Origin of the sequence: Streptomyces pathocidini (assembly GCF_001418495.1) — a bacterium.
In the GTDB taxonomy this organism is placed as follows: Bacteria; Actinomycetota; Actinomycetes; order Streptomycetales; family Streptomycetaceae; genus Streptomyces; species Streptomyces pathocidini.
In genome coordinates this window covers 1-19869 of sequence record NZ_LIQY01000086.1, presented here as the reverse complement: position 1 = coordinate 19869, position 19869 = coordinate 1, and the positions used below count along the sequence as shown (strand labels likewise).

The 19869-nt window shown below is 70.0% G+C and carries 14 protein-coding genes; 7 read left to right on the top strand and 7 right to left on the bottom strand.

Annotated elements, in window-relative coordinates; translation table 11 throughout:
* Nucleotides 1-792 (bottom strand): PAC2 family protein (locus AOK16_RS05765; protein ID WP_055471133.1); only part of this gene is annotated, 792 nt, incomplete at its 3' end.
* Nucleotides 793-1066: 274 nt separating this feature from the next.
* On the opposite strand from AOK16_RS05765, the gene AOK16_RS05760 reads away from it, so the two are divergent.
* From AOK16_RS05760 to AOK16_RS05750, 3 genes are read left to right on the top strand one after another with little or no spacing between them, the layout of a single operon-like run.
* Nucleotides 1067-2110 carry a sugar ABC transporter substrate-binding protein gene (locus AOK16_RS05760; RefSeq protein ID WP_055471134.1) on the top strand — a complete coding sequence of 348 codons (1044 nt, stop codon included), beginning with the start codon at nt 1067-1069 and terminating at the stop codon, nt 2108-2110.
* 8 nt (nt 2111-2118) lie between these two features.
* The gene (locus AOK16_RS05755) at nt 2119-3657 is read left to right on the top strand and encodes a sugar ABC transporter ATP-binding protein (protein ID WP_055471132.1); all 1539 of its coding nucleotides are present in this window, start codon (nt 2119-2121) and stop codon (nt 3655-3657) included.
* Entirely contained in the window at nt 3654-4685 is a 1032-nt protein-coding gene (locus AOK16_RS05750; RefSeq protein ID WP_055471131.1) for an ABC transporter permease, read from the top strand. The genes AOK16_RS05755 and AOK16_RS05750 overlap by 4 nt, the downstream gene beginning before the upstream one ends.
* Nucleotides 4686-4788: 103 nt before the next feature.
* Here the strand turns inward: AOK16_RS05750 and AOK16_RS05745 are convergent, their stop codons facing one another.
* From AOK16_RS05745 to AOK16_RS05725, 5 genes are all read right to left on the bottom strand, one after another.
* Nucleotides 4789-5460, bottom strand: a complete 672-nt coding sequence (locus AOK16_RS05745; protein WP_055471130.1) for a FadR/GntR family transcriptional regulator — start codon at nt 5458-5460, stop codon at nt 4789-4791.
* 165 nt (nt 5461-5625) lie between these two features.
* Complete coding sequence (locus AOK16_RS05740) at nt 5626-7233, bottom strand: glycerol-3-phosphate dehydrogenase/oxidase (RefSeq protein WP_055471129.1); 1608 nt, start codon at nt 7231-7233, stop codon at nt 5626-5628.
* A gap of 6 nt (nt 7234-7239) precedes the next feature.
* Complete coding sequence (gene glpK / locus AOK16_RS05735) at nt 7240-8763, bottom strand: glycerol kinase GlpK (RefSeq protein WP_055471128.1); 1524 nt, start codon at nt 8761-8763, stop codon at nt 7240-7242.
* Between the two features lie 67 nt (nt 8764-8830).
* Nucleotides 8831-9640 (bottom strand): MIP/aquaporin family protein, encoded by an 810-nt coding sequence (locus AOK16_RS05730; RefSeq protein WP_055471127.1) that lies wholly within the window; start codon nt 9638-9640, stop codon nt 8831-8833.
* A gap of 291 nt (nt 9641-9931) precedes the next feature.
* Nucleotides 9932-10696 (bottom strand): IclR family transcriptional regulator, encoded by a 765-nt coding sequence (locus tag AOK16_RS05725; protein WP_055471126.1) that lies wholly within the window; start codon nt 10694-10696, stop codon nt 9932-9934.
* A gap of 274 nt (nt 10697-10970) precedes the next feature.
* On the opposite strand from AOK16_RS05725, the gene metH reads away from it, so the two are divergent.
* The 4 genes from metH to AOK16_RS05705 all read left to right on the top strand — a co-directional run bounded on the left by metH (nt 10971) and on the right by AOK16_RS05705 (nt 19110).
* Complete coding sequence (gene metH, locus AOK16_RS05720) at nt 10971-14480, top strand: methionine synthase (protein ID WP_055471125.1); 3510 nt, start codon at nt 10971-10973, stop codon at nt 14478-14480.
* A 221-nt stretch (nt 14481-14701) separates the two neighbouring features.
* Entirely contained in the window at nt 14702-15403 is a 702-nt protein-coding gene (locus AOK16_RS05715; protein ID WP_055471124.1) for an HAD family hydrolase, read from the top strand.
* 382 nt (nt 15404-15785) lie between these two features.
* Entirely contained in the window at nt 15786-17387 is a 1602-nt protein-coding gene (locus AOK16_RS05710) for an ABC transporter substrate-binding protein (protein WP_055471123.1), read from the top strand.
* 181 nt (nt 17388-17568) lie between these two features.
* Nucleotides 17569-19110: an ABC transporter substrate-binding protein gene (locus AOK16_RS05705; RefSeq protein WP_055471122.1), complete on the top strand. Its 1542-nt coding sequence runs from the start codon at nt 17569-17571 to the stop codon at nt 19108-19110.
* 121 nt (nt 19111-19231) lie between these two features.
* On the opposite strand, the gene AOK16_RS05700 is transcribed toward AOK16_RS05705, so the two are convergent.
* A complete protein-coding gene (locus AOK16_RS05700) occupies nt 19232-19867 on the bottom strand; it encodes a response regulator (protein ID WP_240483396.1) in 636 nt (211 codons plus the stop codon).
* Between the last annotated feature and the right edge of the window lie 2 nt (nt 19868-19869).

Genomic DNA, 19869 nt, shown 5'->3' with positions numbered 1-19869 from the left:
GCCGGAGGCCTCCGGCAGCTCGGCCGTGTCGCGGGCCTCCTCCAGGGACTGGACGTACTCGGCGACCTCGCTGTCCTCCGCCGCCAGCTGGTCCACCCCCAACTGCCAGGCGCGGGCGTCCTCGGCGAGCTCGCCGAGGGGGATGCGTAGGCCGATCAGGTCCTCCAGCCGGTTCAGCAGCGCGAGCGTCGCCTTGGGGTTCGGCGGCTGGGAGACGTAGTGGGGGACCGCCGCCCACAGGCTGACGGCTGGAACGCCCGCGTGGGTGCACGCCTCCTGGAGGATGCCGACGATGCCGGTCGGGCCCTCGTACCGCGTCTCCTCCAGGTCCATCGTCCGGGCCAGGTCCGGGTCCGAGGTGACGCCGGTGACCGGGACGGGGCGGGTGTGCGGGGTGTCGCCGAGCAGCGCGCCCAGGATCACCACCATCTCGACGCCCAACTCGTGGGCGAACCCCAGGATCTCGTTGCAGAACGAGCGCCAGCGCATGCTCGGCTCTATGCCCCGCACCAGCACCAGGTCGCGCGGCTTGGGCCCGCCGACGCGGACCACCGAGAGCCGTGTGGTGGGCCAGGTGATCTTCCGGGCGCCGCCCTCCAGGAAGACCGTCGGCCGGTTGACCTGGAAGTCGTAGTAGTCCTCCGCGTCGAGCGCGGCGAAGACCTCGCCCTTCCATTCCCGGTCCAGGTGTCCGACCGCGGTGGAGGCGGCGTCGCCGGCGTCGTTCCAGCCTTCGAACGCGGCCACCATGACCGGGTCGATCAGCTCGGGAACCCCCTCGAGCTCGATCACCCAGCGCCTCCTTCCGACCGGTGGGCGTGGTGTCGCGTCGCCCCCGGTTGCCGTTCCCATTGCGTGCGCCCCCAAGCCTACGGCCACACAAGGGCCGAGCCGCAGTCCTGTGGACAGTCCTCCGCAGATTCCCGCCCGGGGGAAATCGATAGCCGACCTTCCGATTCATCCGAGCTGTTAGCGGGCATTTTCCCTGTCTACCCCTGGACGCTCGGTGGCGTACACAGCTATACATCGGATGGCCAGAAAAGGTCCGATGTTCTCAGGGGACGACATGAGACTGCGTACGACGAGCACAGCCACCGCCTGTGCCGTGCTGCTGGCCGCCACCGCGCTGGCGGGCTGCAACCGGGGGAGTAACGGAGCCGAGGCCGCCGACGGCAAGGTCGGTATCGACATGCCGCGTACCGACACCGACTTCTGGAACTCCTACCAGCAGTACCTGGAGAAGGGTGTCAAGAACGGCGAGGTCGACGCGCTGCCGTTCGCCAACTCCCAGAACGACATAGGCAAGCTGGTCGCGAACGTCCAGGCGTTCACCGATCAGGGCGCCAAGGCCGTCGTCATGGCCCCCCAGGACACCGGAGCCATCGCCTCCACCCTGGAGACGCTGGCCGAGAAGGACATCCCGGTCGTCAGCGTCGACACCCGCCCCGACAAGGGCGACGTCTACATGGTCGTCCGCGCCGACAACCGCGCGTACGGCGAGCAGGCCTGCCAGTACCTCGGCGAGAAGCTCGGCGGCAAGGGCAAGGTCGCCGAACTCCAGGGCGCGCTGGACTCCATCAACGGCCGCGACCGCTCCGAGGCCTTCGCCGCCTGCATGAAGAAGAACTACCCCGCCATCGAGATCTTCGAGCTGCCCACCGACTGGAAGGGCGACGTCGCCTCCGCCAAGCTGCAGAGCACCCTCGCCCAACACCGCGACCTGGCCGGCATCTACATGCAGGCCGGCGGCGCCTTCCTCCAGCCGACGCTGGCCCTGCTGGAGCAGAAGAACCTGCTCAAGCCCGCCGGGACCAAGGGGCACATCACGATCGTCTCCAACGACGGCATCCCCCAGGAGCTGGACGCCATCCGCGAGGGCAGGATCGACGCGACGGTCTCCCAGCCCGCCGACCTGTACGCCAAGTACGCGCTGTACTACGCCCGGGCGGCCCTCAAGGGCGAGGAGTTCGAGCCCGGCAGGACCGACCACGGCTCCAAGATCGTCAAGATCCCCAACGGCCTGGAGGACCAGCTGCCCGCCCCGCTGGTCACCACCACCAACGTGGACGACCCGAAGCTGTGGGCCAACCAGCTCGAGAAGAAGAAGTAGAGACCGCCGTGACAGCAGTCCACGCCGCAGTCCGGGCCCAGGGCGTCGTCAAGCGCTTCGGTGCCACCGTCGCGCTCGACGGCGTCCACCTGTCCGTACAGCCCGGGGAGTCGCACGCCCTCGTCGGCCGCAACGGAGCCGGCAAGTCCACCCTCGTTGGCGTGCTCACCGGACTGCACAAGCCGGACGCGGGCACCGTCACCTTCGACGGCGAACCCGCGCCGGCCTTCGGTGACGTCCCCGCCTGGCGCTCCAAGGTCGCCTGCGTCTACCAGCGTTCGATGGTCGTCCCCGACCTCACGGTCGCGGAGAACCTCTTCCTCAACCGCTTCGAGGACGGGGACGGCGGCCGCTGGATCCGCTGGCCCAGGCTGCGGGAGCGGGCCAGGGACCTGCTCGCGGAGTACGGCGTGGAGGTCGACCCGGCCGCCCGGGCCAAGGATCTCAGCGTCGAACAGCGGCAGTTCGTGGAGATCGCCCGCGCGCTCTCCTTCGGCGCCCGGCTGATCATCCTGGACGAGCCCACCGCCCAGCTCGACGCGGCGGGCATCACGCGGCTGTTCACCAAGCTCCGCGGACTCCAGGAGCAGGGCGTCGGCTTCCTGTTCATCTCGCACCACCTCCAGGAGGTGTACGAGCTGTGCCGGACGGTGACCGTCTACCGGGACGCCCGGCACATCCTCACCGCCCCCGTCGCCGGCCTCCCCAAGGAGGACCTGGTCGAGGCGATGACCGGCGAGGCCGCGGCCGGGCCCACCTCCTGGCACGCGGTCGCCGGCTCCGCACGCGCGCGCGAGGGGGCGGCGACGGGCGACGGGCCCCTGCTGGCTGTCGAAGGGCTGGCCCTGGAGGGCGAGTTCGACCCCATCGACCTGGCCGTCCGGCCCGGCGAGGTGGTCGGCCTGGCCGGGGCCACCGCGAGCGGCAACACCGCGCTCGGTGAGACCCTGGCGGGGCTGCGCAAGCCGACCGCGGGCCGGATCGCCGTACGCGGCAGGGACGTCAGGCCCGGCAGCGTGCCGCACGCGCTGGACGCCGGCATCGGATACGTCCCCGAGGACCGCCATCGCCAGGGCCTGGTCCCGAACCGCAGCGTCGCCGAGAACGCGACCCTGACGGTCACCGACCAGCTGGGGCCCTACGGGACCGTACTGCCCTCCCGTATCCGGGAGTTCGCGCAGTCGATGATCCGCTCGCTGGACATCAAGACCCACGGACCCGGGCAACCGGTCTCCGGGCTGTCCGGCGGCAACCAGCAGAAGGTCGTCATCGCCCGGGCACTCGCCCGGGAGCCGGCCGCCCTGGTGGCCATCCGCCCGACCGCGGGCGTCGACGTGAAGTCCAAGGACTCGCTGCTCGGCGTCGTACGGCAGGTGGCCGACGAGGGCCGCGCGGCGGTGATCGTCTCCGACGAGCTGGACGACCTGCGGGTCTGCGACCGGGTGCTCGCCCTCTTCCACGGGCGGGTCATCGCAACGTTCGACAGCGGCTGGACAGACCGTGAACTGGTCGCCGCGATGGAAGGCATCGAGGGAGCCCAGGAATGACCGACACCACCCAGCTCACCGCCGACCGGGCACTGGACGTGCCCGAACGGCCGGGTCGGAAGCTCGACTTCGCGCGCTGGCGCGATCTGTCGCTGGTCCCGGTCATCCTCGTGCTCTGCCTGATCGGGTTCATCGTCTCGCCGGCCTTCCTGACAGCCGACAACCTGGTGGGCGTGGTCCAGCAGTCCACCGAGCTGAGCCTGCTCGTGCTCGCCCAGGCGCTGATCCTCATCTGCCACCGGATGGACCTCTCCCTGGAGTCCACCATCGGCGTGGCGCCGGTCATCGCCATGTGGCTCGTACTGCCCGCCCACGGCTCCCGGTTCGCGGGCCTGGAGCTGCTGCCGGTGTGGACCGCGATCCCGGTCTGCCTGCTCATCGGCGCGCTGATCGGGGGCGTCAACGGCTTCCTGATACTCAAGCTGCGGGTCAACGGCTTCATCGCCACCCTCGGCATGCTGACCATGCTGCGCGGTCTGCACATCGGCATCGCCGAGGGCCAGTCGATCGTCAACGTGCCCGACTCCTTCCGGTACCTGGGCAAGACGAGCTGGCTGGGCGTGCCTGCGGCGGTGTGGATCTGCCTGGCGCTGTTCGCCGCGGGCGGCGCCGCCCTGGCGTACCTGCGGCACGGGCGGGCGCTGTACGCGATCGGCGGCAACGCGGAGGCGGCGCGCGCGGCGGGCATCCGGGTCGACCGGATCACCTGGATCGTGCTGTGCGTGGGCGGCGTCCTGGCCGCTTTCGCCGGGATTCTCTACACGGGGCACTACGGCTCGGTCTCCGCGAACCAGGGCAACGGCTGGATCTTCCAGGTCTTCGCCGCGGCCGTGATCGGCGGCATCAGCCTCAACGGCGGCCGGGGCACCCTCTTCGGTGCGCTCACCGGCGTACTGACCCTGCAACTCGTGGTCAACGTCATGACGCTGGGCGGGGTCCCGCCGCTGTGGAACCAGTTCCTCAACGGCGCGATCATCATCATCGCCCTGGTCATCTCCCGCTTCGCGAGCGGCGAGAAGCAGGACTGAGGAGCCTAGAACGCCCCCGGTCGGGTGGCAGGGGGCGAAACATCCCCGGTCGGTGGCCGGGGTGAAACGATCCCCGGTCGCTGGCCGCGCTCGGCGCTCGTCCTCAGAGCGTCGAGCGCAGCCACTGCTCCACGCTCGCGATGTGCACCGTCGCCCAGGACCTGGCCGCCTCCGCGTCCCGGTGGCGCAGGGCGGACAGGATCGCGCGGTGCTCGTGCAGCGTCCGGCTCACCGCGTCCTCCTGGGTCAGCCCGCGCCAGATACGGGCCCGGGTCGTCGGCCCGGAGAGCCCGTCCAGCAGCGAGCACAGCACCGAGTTGCCGCCTGCCTGCACGATCCCGCGGTGGAACTCCAGGTCGGCGGCGACCAGTTCCTCCACCGACGGCGCCGGGCCCAGCGCGTCCAGCTGCGCGTCCAGCGCGTCCAGCTCCTCGGCGGCGATGCGCGTGGCGGCCATCGCGGTCGCGGCCGGCTCCAGGATGCGGCGTACGGCGAGGAACTCCAGCACGGTGTCGTCGCGGTGGAAGTCCACGACGAAGCTCATGGCCTCCAGCAGCAGTTGCGGATCGAGGCTGGTGACGTACGTGCCGTCGCCCTGCCGCACGTCCAGGATGCGGATGAGGGAGAGCGCGCGCACCGCCTCGCGCAGCGAGTTCCGGGAGAGTCCCAGCTCGGCGGCCAGCTCGCTCTCCTTCGGCAGGCGGTCGCCGGGCCGCAGCGCACCGGAGACGATCATGCCCTTGATCTTCTCGATCGCCTCGTCGGTCACGGCCATGAGGTTCCTCCCCGATCCAGACATCCGATGTCTCCTCATTATGCGGCAGGAACGCCCGTACGCCGGGTCCGGCGGGCCTCGTCCTGCTGATGCGTAAGGGGCGGCCCCCATGGAGGGCCGCCCCTTACTTCACCGCATCACTTCACCGCACCGAGCCCCGGGGGCTCAGCCCTCGCGGCTCAGCAGCTTCGCCACCCGCGCCCGTACGTCGTCGGTGTCCAGACCGCGGATCGTCAGTGTCGTACGGCGGCGCAGCACGTCGTCCACCGTCTCGGCCCACTCGTGGTCCCGCGCGTAGACGACCTGCGCCCAGATCTCCGGCCCGTCCGGGTGGATCCGCTCGCCCAGCGACGGGTCCTGGTCGACCAGCCGGCTGATGTCGAAGGACAGCGAGCCGTAGTGCGTGGCCAGATGGCGGGCCGTCAGCGGGTCCATGCGGGCGCCCGGCTCGTGGTTCACCAGCAGCCGGTGCGCGACCGCGTTCGGGTTGGCGACCCCCGGCAGTGGCACCCTGCGGACCAGGCTGGACAGCGGCTCCATGTCCTCGTTCAGCGGCGAACCGGGCAGCTGCGCCAGCTTGTTCATCACCGTGCGGCCGATGTGCCGGTACGTCGTCCACTTGCCGCCCGCGACCGACAGCATTCCGCCGCTGCCCTCGCTCACCACCGTCTCGCGCTTGGCCGACTCGACCCCGCCGGGCCCGCCGGGCAGCACCCGCAGCCCCGCGAAGGCGTACGTGATGAGGTCCCGCGAGAGGTCCTCCCCGCGCACCGAGAACGCGGCCTCGTCCAGGATCTGCTGGATGTCCGACTCGGTGGCCCGCACGTCCGCCGGGTCGCCCTCGTACACCTCGTCCGTGGTGCCCAGCAGCAGCTGGTCCTCCCACGGCAGGGCGAAGGTGATGCGGTACTTGTCGATCGGGGTGGCCATCGCGGCCTGCCACGGCGACTTGCGCTTGAGGACCAGGTGCGCGCCCTTGGACAGCCGGATGCTGGGCGCGGCGTTCTTGTCCTCCATGCGGCGCAGGTGGTCCACCCACGGACCGGTCGCGTTGAGCACCACGCGCGCGTCCACCCCGAACTCGGTGCCGTCCAGGCGGTCCTTGAGCTCGGCGCCGGTGACCCGGCCGTGGGTGAAACGCAGCCCGGTGACCTCCGCGTGGTTCAGCACCACGGCACCCGACTCGGCGGCGGCGCGGACCGTCATGACGGCCACCCGGGAGTCGTTCATCTGGTGGTCGTAGTAGACCGCGACGGCCTTGAGGTTGTCGGTGCGCAGCGCGGGGTTGGCGGCCAGCGCCCTGGCCGGGGATATCACCTTGCCGACCCCGTCGCCGAACGCGGACAGCGCCGAGTACGCGAAGACGCCCGCGCCCAGCTTGGCCGCGCCGACCGGGCCGCCCTTGTACACCGGAAGGTAGAAGGTGAGCGGGTTGACCAGGTGCGGGGCCACGTCCTTGGCCAGCACCCGCCGCTCGTGGTGGTTCTCCGCCACCAGCTTGACCGCGCCTGTCTGCAGGTAGCGCAGGCCGCCGTGGACGAGCTTGGAGGAGGCGGAGGAGGTGGCGCCGGCGAAGTCGCCGGCGTCCACCATCGCCACCCGCAGCCCCGACTGCGCGGCGTGCCAGGCCACCGAGGTGCCCAGGATGCCGCCGCCGATCACCAGAAGGTCGTAGGTGGCCTTCGCGAGGCGGTCCCGGGTCTCGGCCCGGCTCGGGCGGGAACCGGCAGCCGGGTGCGTCCCGGGGCCCGGGACGCTCTGCAGGGTGCTCATCTGTGTCTACTCCTCGTGATCGATCCAGCCCATGGTCCGCTCCACGGCCTTGAGCCAGCTCTTGTACTCGCGGTCACGCGTGTCCGCGTCCATCCGCGGGGTCCACTCGGCGGCCCGGCGCCAGTTGGCGCGCAGCGCGTCGGTGTCCGGCCAGAAACCGACGGCCAGGCCGGCGGCGTAGGCCGCGCCGAGGCAGGTGGTCTCGGCCACCATCGGGCGCACCACGGGCGCGTCCAGGAAGTCCGAGATGGTCTGCATCAGCAGGTTGTTGGAGGTCATGCCGCCGTCGACCTTGAGCGCCGTCAGGTCCACACCGGAGTCCTTGTGCATGGCGTCGACGATCTCGCGGGTCTGCCAGGCGGTGGCCTCGAGCACGGCGCGCGCGATGTGCGCCTTCGTCACGTACCGCGTCAGGCCCGCGATGACGCCGCGGGCGTCGGAGCGCCAGTAGGGCGCGAACAGGCCCGAGAAGGCCGGTACGAAGTAGGCGCCGCCGTTGTCCTCGACCGAGCTGGCCAGCGTCTCGATCTCGGCCGCGGTGGAGATCAGGCCCATCTGGTCGCGCATCCACTGCACCAGCGAACCGGTGACCGCGATCGAGCCCTCCAGCGCGTACACCGGCTTCTGGTCGCCGATGCGGTAGCCGACGGTGGTCAGCAGCCCGCTGTAGGAGTTGATGATCTTGTCCGCGGTGTTCATCAGCAGGAACGTGCCGGTGCCGTACGTGGACTTGGCCTCGCCCTCGGCGAAACAGGTCTGGCCGAACAGGGCCGCCTGCTGGTCGCCGAGCGCGGCGGCGACCGGGATGCCCTCCAGGACGCCCTTGGCGGTGCCGTACACCTCGGCCGAGGAACGGATCTCCGGCAGGATGGCGGCCGGGATCTCCATGGAGGTGAGGATCTTGTCGTCCCACTCCATGGTGTGCAGGTTCATCAGCATCGTGCGGGAGGCGTTGGTGACGTCGGTGACGTGCACGCCGCCGTCGACCCCGCCGGTCAGGTTCCAGATGACCCAGGAGTCCATGGTGCCGAAGAGGATGTCGCCGCGCTCCGCCCGCTCGCGCAGCCCCTCGACGTTGTCCAGCAGCCAGCGGACCTTGGGTCCTGCGAAGTACGAGGCGAGCGGCAGGCCGGTCTCGCGGCGGAAGCGGTCCTGGCCGACGTTGCGGCCCAGTTCGCGGCAGAGGGCGTCGGTGCGGGTGTCCTGCCAGACGATGGCGTTGTGCACCGGCTCGCCGGTGTGCCGGTCCCACAGCAGGGTGGTCTCACGCTGGTTGGTGATGCCGATCGCCTTGATGTCCTCGCGGGAGATCCGGGCCTTGATGAGGGCGTTGGAGACGACCTCCTGGACGTTGGTCCAGATCTCGGCGGCGTCGTGCTCGACCCAGGCGGGCCGCGGGAAGATCTGCTCGTGCTCCTTCTGGTCGACCGAGACGATCCGGCCGTCCTTGTCGAAGACGATGCAGCGGCTTGAGGTGGTCCCCTGGTCGATCGCGGCGATGAACGGGCCGGCGGTGTGCGCGTCGGTCACGGTGAGCTCCTGACGTCAAGAAGTCTGATGGGTGTGGCCTCGGGCCGCGGCGTGGGCGGCTCGTGGCTCAGGTGAAGGCCAACTCGTAGAGGCCGCCTGCCAGGGCGCCCCCGATGAGCGGGCCGACGACGGGGATCCAGGCGTAGCCCCAGTCGGAACCGCCCTTGTTGGGCAGCGGCAGCAGTGCGTGCACGATGCGCGGGCCGAGGTCGCGCGCCGGGTTGATCGCGTAACCCGTCGGGCCGCCGAGCGAGAGGCCGATGCCGACGACGGTGAGGGCCACGATCAGGATGCCGGTGCCGGAGAGCGCCAGGCCCTTGGTCAGTCCGCTGGTGAGGATCAGCAGGACGAGGGCCGCGGTGCCGATGATCTCGGTGGCGAGGTTCATCGCCACGTTCCGGACCTCGGGTCCGGTGGAGAAGACGCCGAGCACGGGGCCGGCGTGCGGCGCCTCGGCCCGGTCGACCAGGCCCTCGTCGCCGATGCCCTCCTCGCCCAGCTCCTCGACGGGCTGTCCGATGATCTCGGGGTCCGTCAAGTGGGCATGGAACTGGCCGTAGTACGCGATCCAGGCGAGCGTGGCACCGATCATCGCGCCGAGCAGCTGGCCGGCGAAGTAGACCGGGACGTTGCTCCACTCACCGCTGGTGATCGCGATGCCGAGGGTGACCGCCGGGTTGAGGTGCGCCCCGGAGAGGGGGGCGGACACATAAGCGCCGATGAGTACGGCGAAGCCCCACCCGAAGGTGATGGCGAGCCAGCCGGCGCCCTGCGCTTTGGAGCGCTTGAGCACGACGGCGGCCACTACGCCTGCGCCGAGGAGGATCAGTAGGGCGGTACCGATGATCTCGCCGATGAAGATGTCGGAGCTGGACACCCGCGACTCCTTTGTCCTTCGTCCAGGGGAAGGCGGGCCACGGGGTCCCTCCCGATGGCCCGCGCCCTCGGTGAGGGCCTTGGACCGGTCGGCCGCACCAACACCATAGCGAATATTGCCGTTAAGTGTTCGACAATGCCGACCGGTGAACGGCAGTTTTCTTCACTGGCAAGGGTGCGTCAAGGGTCGCGTACGGGAAAACCCTGTGACGGATCACTCGGCTCCTTCCCTCGGGCTTCCGCGGGCCGCCGTGCTCGTCCTTCACCGGGCCGCCGGGCCCGTCCGCCGGGCTCAGAACCGCCCGGCGCCCAGGTCGCGGGAGACCGCACGGGCGCAGTCCCGTACCGCCGCGACCAACGTGGAGCGCAGTTCGCCGTCCTCGCGGACGCGCTCCACCGCTCCAGTGATGCCCACCGCGCCGACGGGCATGCGCCGCCGGTCGTAAATCGGCGCCGCCACCGAGGCCACGCCCTCCCAGGTCTCCTCGACGTCCGAGGCCCAGCCGCGGGCGCGGATCAGGTCGAGCACGCCCTCGAAGTCCGCCAGGCCGGTCACGGTGTGCGGGGTGAACTCCTCCCGCGCGGCCTCCGTCGCCTCGGCGTGCGCCACCGGGTCGTACGCGGAGAGAACTTTGCCGAGGGCGGTGCTGTGCAGGGGCTGCATCGCGCCCACCTCCAGCACCTGCCGGCTGTCGTCGGGCCGGAAGACGTGGTGCACGACCAGCACGCCCTGCTGGTGCAGTACGCCCAGGTAGACGGCCTCGCCGCTGGAGCGCGCCAGGTCGTCGGTCCAGACCAGGGCGCGGGCCCGCAGCTCGTGCACGTCCAGGTAGCTGTTGCCCAGCCGCAGCAGTTCGGCGCCCAGCTGGTAGCGGCCCGAGGTCGGGTCCTGCTCCACGAAGCCCTCCTGCTGGAGGGTCCGCAGGATGCCGTGCGCCGTGCCCTTGGCCAGGCCCAGAGCGGCGGCCACATCGGAAAGGCCGAGCCGGCGCTCACCGCCCGCGAGCAGCCGCAGCATTGCGGCGGCCCGCTCGAGCGACTGGATCGTCCGGGCCATCGGGCAACCTCCTCCATCGACAGGTACTCCACCGACGGGGTATTTCCAACCCCCCAGGGTTCGACAATGCTGAACACTATCGGCCGTTGCCGACCGGGGGGTAGCTACTCGGCCACTCCGAGTAGGTCCCGATTACGTGTCACGGAGCCCGCCCCGGGCTGTCCGTCCCGTGGGACACCGAGAGCGGTGCCGCCGCCGAACGTTACGCTGGCCGGGTGCGCCCTTCGCGAGAGGGCGCAAAGCCGACAGCCGTCGCACCCCAGGGAGCCCCTTCATGGCCTCGTACGAGCCAGCGTCCGCCGTTTCCGCCCGAGCATCCGCCCTCCGCGAGGCCCTGGCCACCCGCGTGGTGGTGGCCGACGGGGCGATGGGGACCATGCTGCAGGCGCAGGACCCGAGCATGGCGGATTTCCAGCAGCTGGAGGGGTGCAACGAAGTCCTGAACGTGACCCGCCCGGACATCGTGCGCTCGGTGCACGAGGCGTACTTCGCGGTGGGCGTGGACTGCGTGGAGACCAACACCTTCGGCGCCAACTTCGCGGCGCTGGGGGAGTACGACATCGCCGACCGGATCTTCGAACTGTCGGAGGCCGGCGCGCGGATCGCCCGCGAGAGCGCGGACGAGTTCACCGGCCGGGACGGGCGCCCGCGCTGGGTGCTCGGCTCGATGGGCCCGGGCACCAAGCTGCCGACGCTGGGCCACGCCCCGTACACCGCGCTGCGGGACGCCTACCAGGAGAACGCCGAGGGCATGATCGCCGGCGGTGCGGACGCGCTGCTGGTGGAGACCACGCAGGACCTGCTGCAGACCAAGGCGGCGGTGCTGGGCGCCAAGCAGGCGCTGAAGAGTTGCGGTTACGACCTGCCGCTGCTGGTGCAGGTCACGGTGGAGACCACCGGCACGATGCTGCTCGGCTCGGAGATCGGCGCGGCGCTGACCGCGCTGGAGCCGCTGGGCATCGACATGATCGGCCTGAACTGTGCGACGGGGCCCGCCGAGATGAGCGAGCACCTGCGCTATCTCTCCCGCCACGCGCGCGTACGGGTGTCGGCCATGCCCAACGCGGGCCTGCCGGTGCTGGGCAAGGACGGCGCGCACTACCCGCTCACGGCGGGCGAACTGGCCGACGCGCACGAGACGTTCGTCCGCGAGTACGGCCTCTCCCTGGTCGGCGGCTGCTGCGGCACCACCCCCGAGCACCTGCGCCAAGTGGTCGAGCGCGTACGGGAGATGACCCCCACCGAGCGCGAGCCGCGCCCCGAGCCGGGTGCCGCCTCCCTCTACCAGACGGTCCCCTTTCGGCAGGACACCTCGTACCTCGCCATCGGCGAGCGGACCAACGCCAACGGGTCGAAGAAGTTCCGCGAGGCCATGCTGGAGGGCCGCTGGGACGACTGCGTGGAGATGGCGCGGGACCAGATCCGTGAGGGCGCGCACCTGCTGGACCTGTGCGTGGACTACGTGGGCCGCGACGGCGTGGCAGACATGGAGGAGCTGGCGGGCCGGTTCGCGACCGCCTCCACCCTGCCGATCGTGCTCGACTCCACCGAAGTGGACGTCATCCGGGCCGGGTTGGAGAAGCTGGGCGGCCGCGCGGTCATCAACTCGGTCAACTACGAGGACGGCGACGGCCCCGAGTCGCGGTTCGCCAAGGTCACGCGGCTGGCGGTGGAGCACGGCGCCGCGCTGATCGCGCTGACGATCGACGAGGAGGGCCAGGCACGCACGCCGGAGAACAAGGTCGCCATCGCCGAGCGGCTGATCGACGATCTGACCGGGAACTGGGGGGTGCGGGAGTCCGACATCCTCATCGACTGCCTGACCTTCACCATCTGCACCGGGCAGGAGGAGTCCCGGGGCGACGGCATCGCCACCATCGAGGCGATCCGCGAACTCAAGCGCCGCCACCCGCAGGTGCAGACCACCCTCGGCCTGTCCAACATCTCCTTCGGCCTCAACCCGGCCGCCCGGATCGTGCTCAACTCCGTCTTCCTGGACGAGTGCGTCAAGGCCGGGCTGGACTCGGCGATCGTGCACGCCTCCAAGATCCTGCCGATCGCGCGCCTGGAGGAGGAGCAGGTCAAGACCGCCCTCGACCTGATCTACGACCGCCGGTCCGAGGGCTACGACCCGCTCCAGAAGCTGATGGAGCTCTTCGAGGGCGCCACCGCCAAGTCTCTGAAGGCGGGCAAGGCCGAGGAGCTGGCCGCCCTGCCGCTGGACGAGCGCCTCCAGCGCCGCATCATCGACGGCGAGCGCAACGGCCTGGAGGCCGACCTCGACGAGGCCCTGCGGGACCGGCCCGCCCTCGACATCGTTAACGACACCCTGCTCGCGGGCATGAAGGTGGTCGGCGAGCTGTTCGGCTCCGGCCAGATGCAACTGCCCTTCGTGCTCCAGTCCGCCGAGGTCATGAAGACCGCGGTCGCCCACCTCGAACCGCACATGGAGAAGTCCGACGACGAGGGCAAGGGCACGATCGTGCTCGCTACCGTCCGCGGCGACGTCCACGACATCGGCAAGAACCTCGTCGACATCATCCTCTCCAACAACGGCTACAACGTGGTCAACCTGGGCATCAAGCAGCCCGTCTCGGCGATCCTGGAGGCCGCCGAGGAACACCGGGCCGATGTGATCGGCATGTCCGGGCTCCTGGTGAAGTCCACCGTGATCATGAAGGAGAACCTGGAGGAGCTGAACCAGCGCAAGCTGGCCGCCGAATACCCCGTCATCCTCGGCGGCGCCGCCCTCACCCGCGCCTACGTCGAACAGGACCTCCACGAGATCTACGAGGGCGAGGTCCGCTACGCCCGCGACGCCTTCGAGGGCCTGCGCCTGATGGACGCCCTCATCGCCGTCAAGCGCGGCGTCCCCGGCGCCACCCTCCCCGAGCTCAAGCAGCGCCGCGTACGGGCCACCGCCTCCGCCACCGCCGAGGAGCGCCCGGAGGAGGGCACCGTCCGCTCCGACGTCGCCACCGACAACCCCGTCCCCGAGCCGCCGTTCTGGGGCACCCGGGTCGTCAAGGGCATCCAGCTCGCCGACTACGCCTCGTGGCTGGACGAGGGCGCCCTGTTCAAGGGCCAGTGGGGCCTGAAGCAGGCCCGCACCGGCGACGGCCCCACGTACGAGGAACTGGTCGAGACCGAGGGCCGCCCGCGGCTGCGCGGCTGGCTCGACCAGCTCCAGACCGGCAACCTCCTGGAAGCCGCCGTCGTCTACGGCTACTTCCCCTGCCACTCCAAGGGCGACGACCTGATCCTGCTGAACGAGGACGGCTCGGAGCGCACCCGCTTCACCTTCCCCCGCCAGCGCCGCGGCCGCCGCCTGTGCCTTGCCGATTTCTTCCGACCGGAAGAATCCGGCCAGACCGATGTCGTCGGCCTCCAGGTCGTCACCGTCGGCTCGAAGATCGGCGAGGCCACCGCCGAGCTCTTCGCCGCCGACTCCTACCGCGACTACCTCGAACTCCACGGCCTCTCCGTCCAGCTCGCCGAGGCCCTGGCCGAGTACTGGCACGCCCGCGTCCGCGGTGAGCTGGGCTTCTCCGGCGAGGACCCGGCCGCCATGGACGACATGTTCGCCCTCCGGTACCGCGGTGCCCGCTTCTCGCTCGGCTACGGCGCCTGCCCCGACCTGGAGGACCGCGCCAAGATCGCCGAACTCCTCCGGCCCGAACGCATCGGCGTCCAGCTCTCCGAGGAATTCCAGCTGCACCCCGAACAATCCACCGACGCCATCGTCATCCACCACCCGGAAGCCAAGTACTTCAACGCCCGATAGCGCTTTGTCCCTGCGGGGGGTCCGGCGGGTTATCCCCGGGTTGCCGCGGAGCAGCGCGCGGCTGGCCTGTCGTAGGCCTTTGGCCGCGTCATTGTCACGCCTCCGGGAACGAGATCGTCGTACACTTGACGATCCGGTGCAGGCCGGTCGCTCGAGTCCTCCGGGACTTCCGCGGCCGGCCGCTTTGTCCCTCCGAGGACGGCCAGACGAGAGGAGTACGGATGACCAGCATCGTCCCCGCACTCGACGCGCGCGCGGCCGGGAACTCGGCCCTGCAGGCGGTGCTCCTCGACATGGACGGCACCCTGGTCGACACCGAGGGCTTCTGGTGGGACGCCGAGGTCGAGATCTTCGCCGAGCTGGGCCACGCCCTCGGCGAGGAGCACCGCGAGGTGGTCGTCGGCGGGCCCATGACCCGCAGCGCCTCCTACCTCATTCAGGCCACCGGCGCGGATATCACACTGCCCGCCCTGACCTCCCTGCTCAACGCCCGTTTCGAGGAGCTGGTGGACCGCGGTGTGCCCCTGATGCCGGGCGCCGCGCGGCTGCTCGCCGAGCTCGCCGCCCACGAGGTGCCGACCGCCCTCGTCTCCGCCTCGCACCGGCGGATCATCGATCGTGTCCTGAAGTCGGTCGGTCCCGAGCTCTTTGCGCTCACCGTCGCCGGGGACGAGCTGGAGCGCACCAAGCCGCACCCGGACCCGTACCTGAAGGCCGCGGCGGGCCTCGGGGCCGCGCCCGCCCGCTGCGCCGTCGTGGAGGACACGGCCACCGGCGTCGCGTCGGCGGAGGCCGCGGGGTGCCGGGTGGTGGCCGTCCCGTCCGTGGTGCCGATCGAGCCGGCGGAGGGCCGGATCGTGGTCGGTTCTCTGGAAGAAGTGGACCTGCGCTTTCTCCGGCGACTCGTCAACGGAAAGCTCTGAAGCGCCGGTTGTCGATTTCCCGTAAAGGAATGCGCGGGCCTGAATTCGTATACAGCAAGCGCCTGGTTGCCCAGGGTGACGTTTATCACGCGCAGTCAGGTCGACAGGGGGGAACCGGCGTGATCCGGGCGGGAGTTCGGACCTCAAAGGGGCGTCCATCTGTCCGCATTGGTGACCCGCTGCGTGAATCGTTCCAAGGTCCGGATAGTGGACGCGGGGCACCCGTTATCGGGGCGTGATTTCCCCTCAACTTCGTCCCGTTCCAGTACCACTGGCCGCGCCCACTAATCTCTCGGTAGAAGATTTGCCGCACCCCTGTGACCAGGAACCCCGCCGTCGGTATGGTCCCGGGATCGATCGCTTTCGCAGGAGACCGCCGACAATGAATCGCAAGACCATGGCGCTGCCGGCCATAGCGGCCCTGCTGGCTTCCGCCCTTGCCGGATGCGGCGGTTCCGACGAGCCGGGTGGCGACAGCCGGGCCATCGTCGTGGGCACCACCGACTCCTTCGAGCTGACCGGTGAGTCGCCGGCCCCCTTCGATCCGGCCCTGGCCTACGAGGCCGGCTCCTGGAACGTCCTCCGCAACACCTTCCAGACGCTCATGGCGCTGCCCCGCTCCGGCGGCGAGCCCGTGCCCGAGGCGGCCTACCGCTGCGGCTTCTCGGACACACAGAACGAGTCGTACCGCTGCAAGCTGCGCAGTGGCCTGAAGTTCGCCAACGGCCACGCGCTCACCGCCGCGGACGTGAAGTTCTCCATCGAGCGCACGTTGAAGATCAAGAACCCCAACGGCCCGGTCTCCCTGCTGGCCAACATCGACGCGGTCGAGACCCCCGGCGACCGCGACGTCGTCTTCCACCTCAAGTCCCCGGACGCGACCTTCCCGCACAAGCTCGCCACCCCCGCCGCCGCCATCGTCGACTCCCAGGCCTACGACGGCGGCAGGCTCCGGAACGGCTACGACGTCGATGGCTCGGGCCCGTACATCCTGGAGACCAAGGCGAAGGGCGGGCGGCTCGTCTCGGCGACCTTCACCCGGAACCCCCACTACAAGGGCGAACTGGAGCCGAAGAACGACAAGGTCGAGATGCGGTTCTTCCCGGACGCCGACGCCATGGAGAAGTCCCTCAAGGGCGGCGGCATCGACCTGATGACCCGCACCATGGCGCCGGACCAGATCGCCCGTATCGAGCGCGAGGGCTCCGAGGACATCGAACTGGTCGAGATGCCGGGCCAGGAGATCCGCTACCTCGCCTTCGACACCAAGGACGGCACGGCGGGCCGCAAGGCCGTACGCCAGGCCATCGCCCAGGTCGTGGACCGCCAGGCACTGGTGCGGGATGTGTACGAGCGCACCGCCGAGCCGCTGTACTCGATCGTCCCCACCAGCGTCGGCTCGCACCTCAACTCGTTCTTCAACAAGTACGGGGAGCCCGACGCCGCCAAGGCGCGCAAGATCCTCGACGCCGCCGGCGTCGGCACCCCGGTGCCGCTCACGCTCACCTACACCACCGACCACTACGGCTCGGCCACCGCCAAGGAGTTCGCCGCGCTCAAGAAGCAGCTGAACGACAGCGGCCTGTTCCGGGTGACCGTCAAGGGCGAGCCCTGGAAGACCTTCCGCCCGGCCCAGTCCCACCAGGAATACCCGGTCTACGGCATGGGATGGTTCCCGGACTTCCCGGACGCCGACAACTTCATCGCCCCGTTCTTCGGCGAGGACAACTTCCTCGGCTCGCCGTACCGCAACAGCACGGTCGCCAAGCTGATCCCGCAGACCCGCCGGCAGGCCCAACGGACCGCCGCGGCCGAAGGGTTCCAGCGGGCGCAGGACATCGTCGCCGAGGACGTGCCCGTACTGCCGCTGTGGCAGGGCAAGCAGTACGTGGCGGCGCGGGACGACGTCACGGGCGTGGAGTGGGCGCTCAACTCCTCCTCCGTGCTCCAGCTCTGGGAACTCGGCCGTGCCGCCGGTTCCTGACGAGAAGTCGGCCCGACTCCGGGCCCAGCAGGGCAGACCACCCGCGGCTGCCGAGCAACCCCCCACAACCGCAGGATCCCGTAGCACCCGCAACCGTATCGAGAAAAGTGTGAGGAACGTGCACGCAAGGAAACGTCATCAGTGGCTCGCGGCCCCGCTGGGGGCAGGGCTTGCGGCCGGAATGTTGGTCGGGTGCGGCTCCGATGACGCCGGTTCGGCCGGTACGGGGGAGCCGGTCGTGATGGGGATGACGGACGAGGTCCTGGCGACCGACCCCGCCTCCGGCTACGACCCCGCGTCCTGGCTGCTCTTCAACAACGTCTTCCAGTCGCTGATGAGCTTCCCCAAGGGGGGTTCCGCCCCCCAGCCGGAGGCGGCCGAGCGCTGCGGCTTCGACGACAAGAACAGCAAGGTCTACCAGTGTGAGCTGAAGGACGGGCTGAAGTTCAGCAACGGCGACCCGCTCACCTCCGACGACGTGGCGTTCTCCTTCCGCCGCACGCTGAAGATCAACGACAAGAACGGCCCGGCGGTCATGCTGTCCACGATCAAGGACATCAAGACCCCCGACGCCAAGACCGTGGTCTTCCACCTCAAGACCTCCGACGCGACCTTCCCCATGAAGATCGCCTCCGGCGCCGGCTCGATCGTGGACCGCCGCGAGTACGACATGGGCAAGCTCCGCACCGACGGCAAGGCGGTCGGCTCCGGGGTCTACACGCTGGACTCCTTCGACTCGAAGAAGGAGGCCCTGTTCTCGGTCAACCCGAACTACAAGGGCCCCGCCGAGGTCAAGAACTCCGGCATGACCATGAAGTTCTTCCAGGGCGACCAGAAGGGCCTGAAGAAGGCCGTAGAGAAGGGCACCGTCGACCTCGCCTACCGCGGTCTGGCCATGAAGGACATCGCCGACCTGGAGGCCAGGACCACCGCGGGCAAGAGCTCGATCGAGGTGGTCGAGGGCAGCAGCGCCGAGGTCCAGCACCTGGTCCTCAACGTCAAGGACCCGGTCGTCGGCAAGCTCGGCGTCCGCAGGGCCATCGCGTACCTCCTCGACCGCCAGGCCCTGGTGCGGGACGTGTACGAGCGCACCGCCAAGCCGCTGTACTCGATCGTCCCGGCCGGCATCACCGGCCACAACACCGCCTTCTACGACACCTACGGCGACCACCCGCAGGCCGACAAGGCCGAGGCCGCCCTCCGCGACGCGGGCGTCAACGGCAAGGTGAAGCTGACCCTTTGGGGCACCCCGGTCCGCTACGGCCCCGGCACCGTCCCGGCCCTGAAGGAGCTGGCCCAGCAGCTCAACGCCAGCGGCCTCTTCGACGCCGACGTCAAGAGCGTGGAGCTGGACGAGTACGAGAAGGGCATCGCCGCCGGCAAGTACGGCGTCTACGTCAAGGGCTGGATCCCGGACTACCCGGACCCGGACAACTTCACCGCCCCGTTCTTCGGCGAGGGCAACGTGCTGTCCAACAACTACGAGTCGGACCGGATCGTCAAGGACCTCATCCCGACGACCGCGGCCGAGGCCAACCGGGCCGCCACCGAGCGCAGCTTCAAGGAGCTCCAGGACATCGTCGCCGAGGACGTGCCGGTGATCCCGCTCTGGCAGGGCAAGCAGTACGCGGTGGCCCGCGACAACGTCGACGGCCTCGAGTGGACCCTGGACGCCTCCACGGTCTTCCGCTTCTGGGAAATCAGCAAGGGCTCCGAGGGCTGACGCCCCCTCAGGCATATCCAGCCCGTCCGGCGTTTGAGGACACAGTGACCTCGGGCGGACTTGAGCCGCGGCTCGAGCCCGCCCGAGGCATCTCCGCCAAGCACCGGCGCGCAGTGCCGAACTACTGCGCGCCAGGCCGCACAAGCCCGCTCTCGTACGCGTAGACCGCCGCCTGCACCCGGTCCCGCAGACCCAGCTTCGTCAGCACATGGCCCACATGTGTCTTGACTGTCGTCTCGCTCACGAACAGGTCGGCCGCGATCTCGGCGTTCGACAGCCCGCGCGCGACCAGCTTCAGCACCTCGACCTCGCGGTCGGTCAGCGTGTGCAGCGTGTCCGGCATCGGCTCCTCGCCGGAGGGCAGCCGGCCCGCGTACTTGTCCAGCAGCCGGCGGGTGATGCTCGGCGCGAGCATCGCCTCGCCCGCCGCGACCACCCGGATCGCCTGGACCAGCTCGTGGGCCGGGGCGTCCTTGAGCAGGAAGCCGCTGGCCCCCGCGCGCAGCGCCTCCACCACGTACTCGTCCAGGTCGAAGGTGGTCAGGACGAGGACCTTCGCCGGCCCGTCGCGCAGCGGGCCGGTGATCTGCCGGGTCGCCTCCACCCCGTCCATCCGGGGCATACGGATGTCCATCAGCACCACATCGGGCTGCAGCGCCCGCACCTGCTCCAGGGCCTGTTGCCCGTCACCGGCCTCACCCACCACGGCGAGATCCGACTCGGCCTCCAGGATCATCCGGAAGCCGGTGCGCAGCAGCG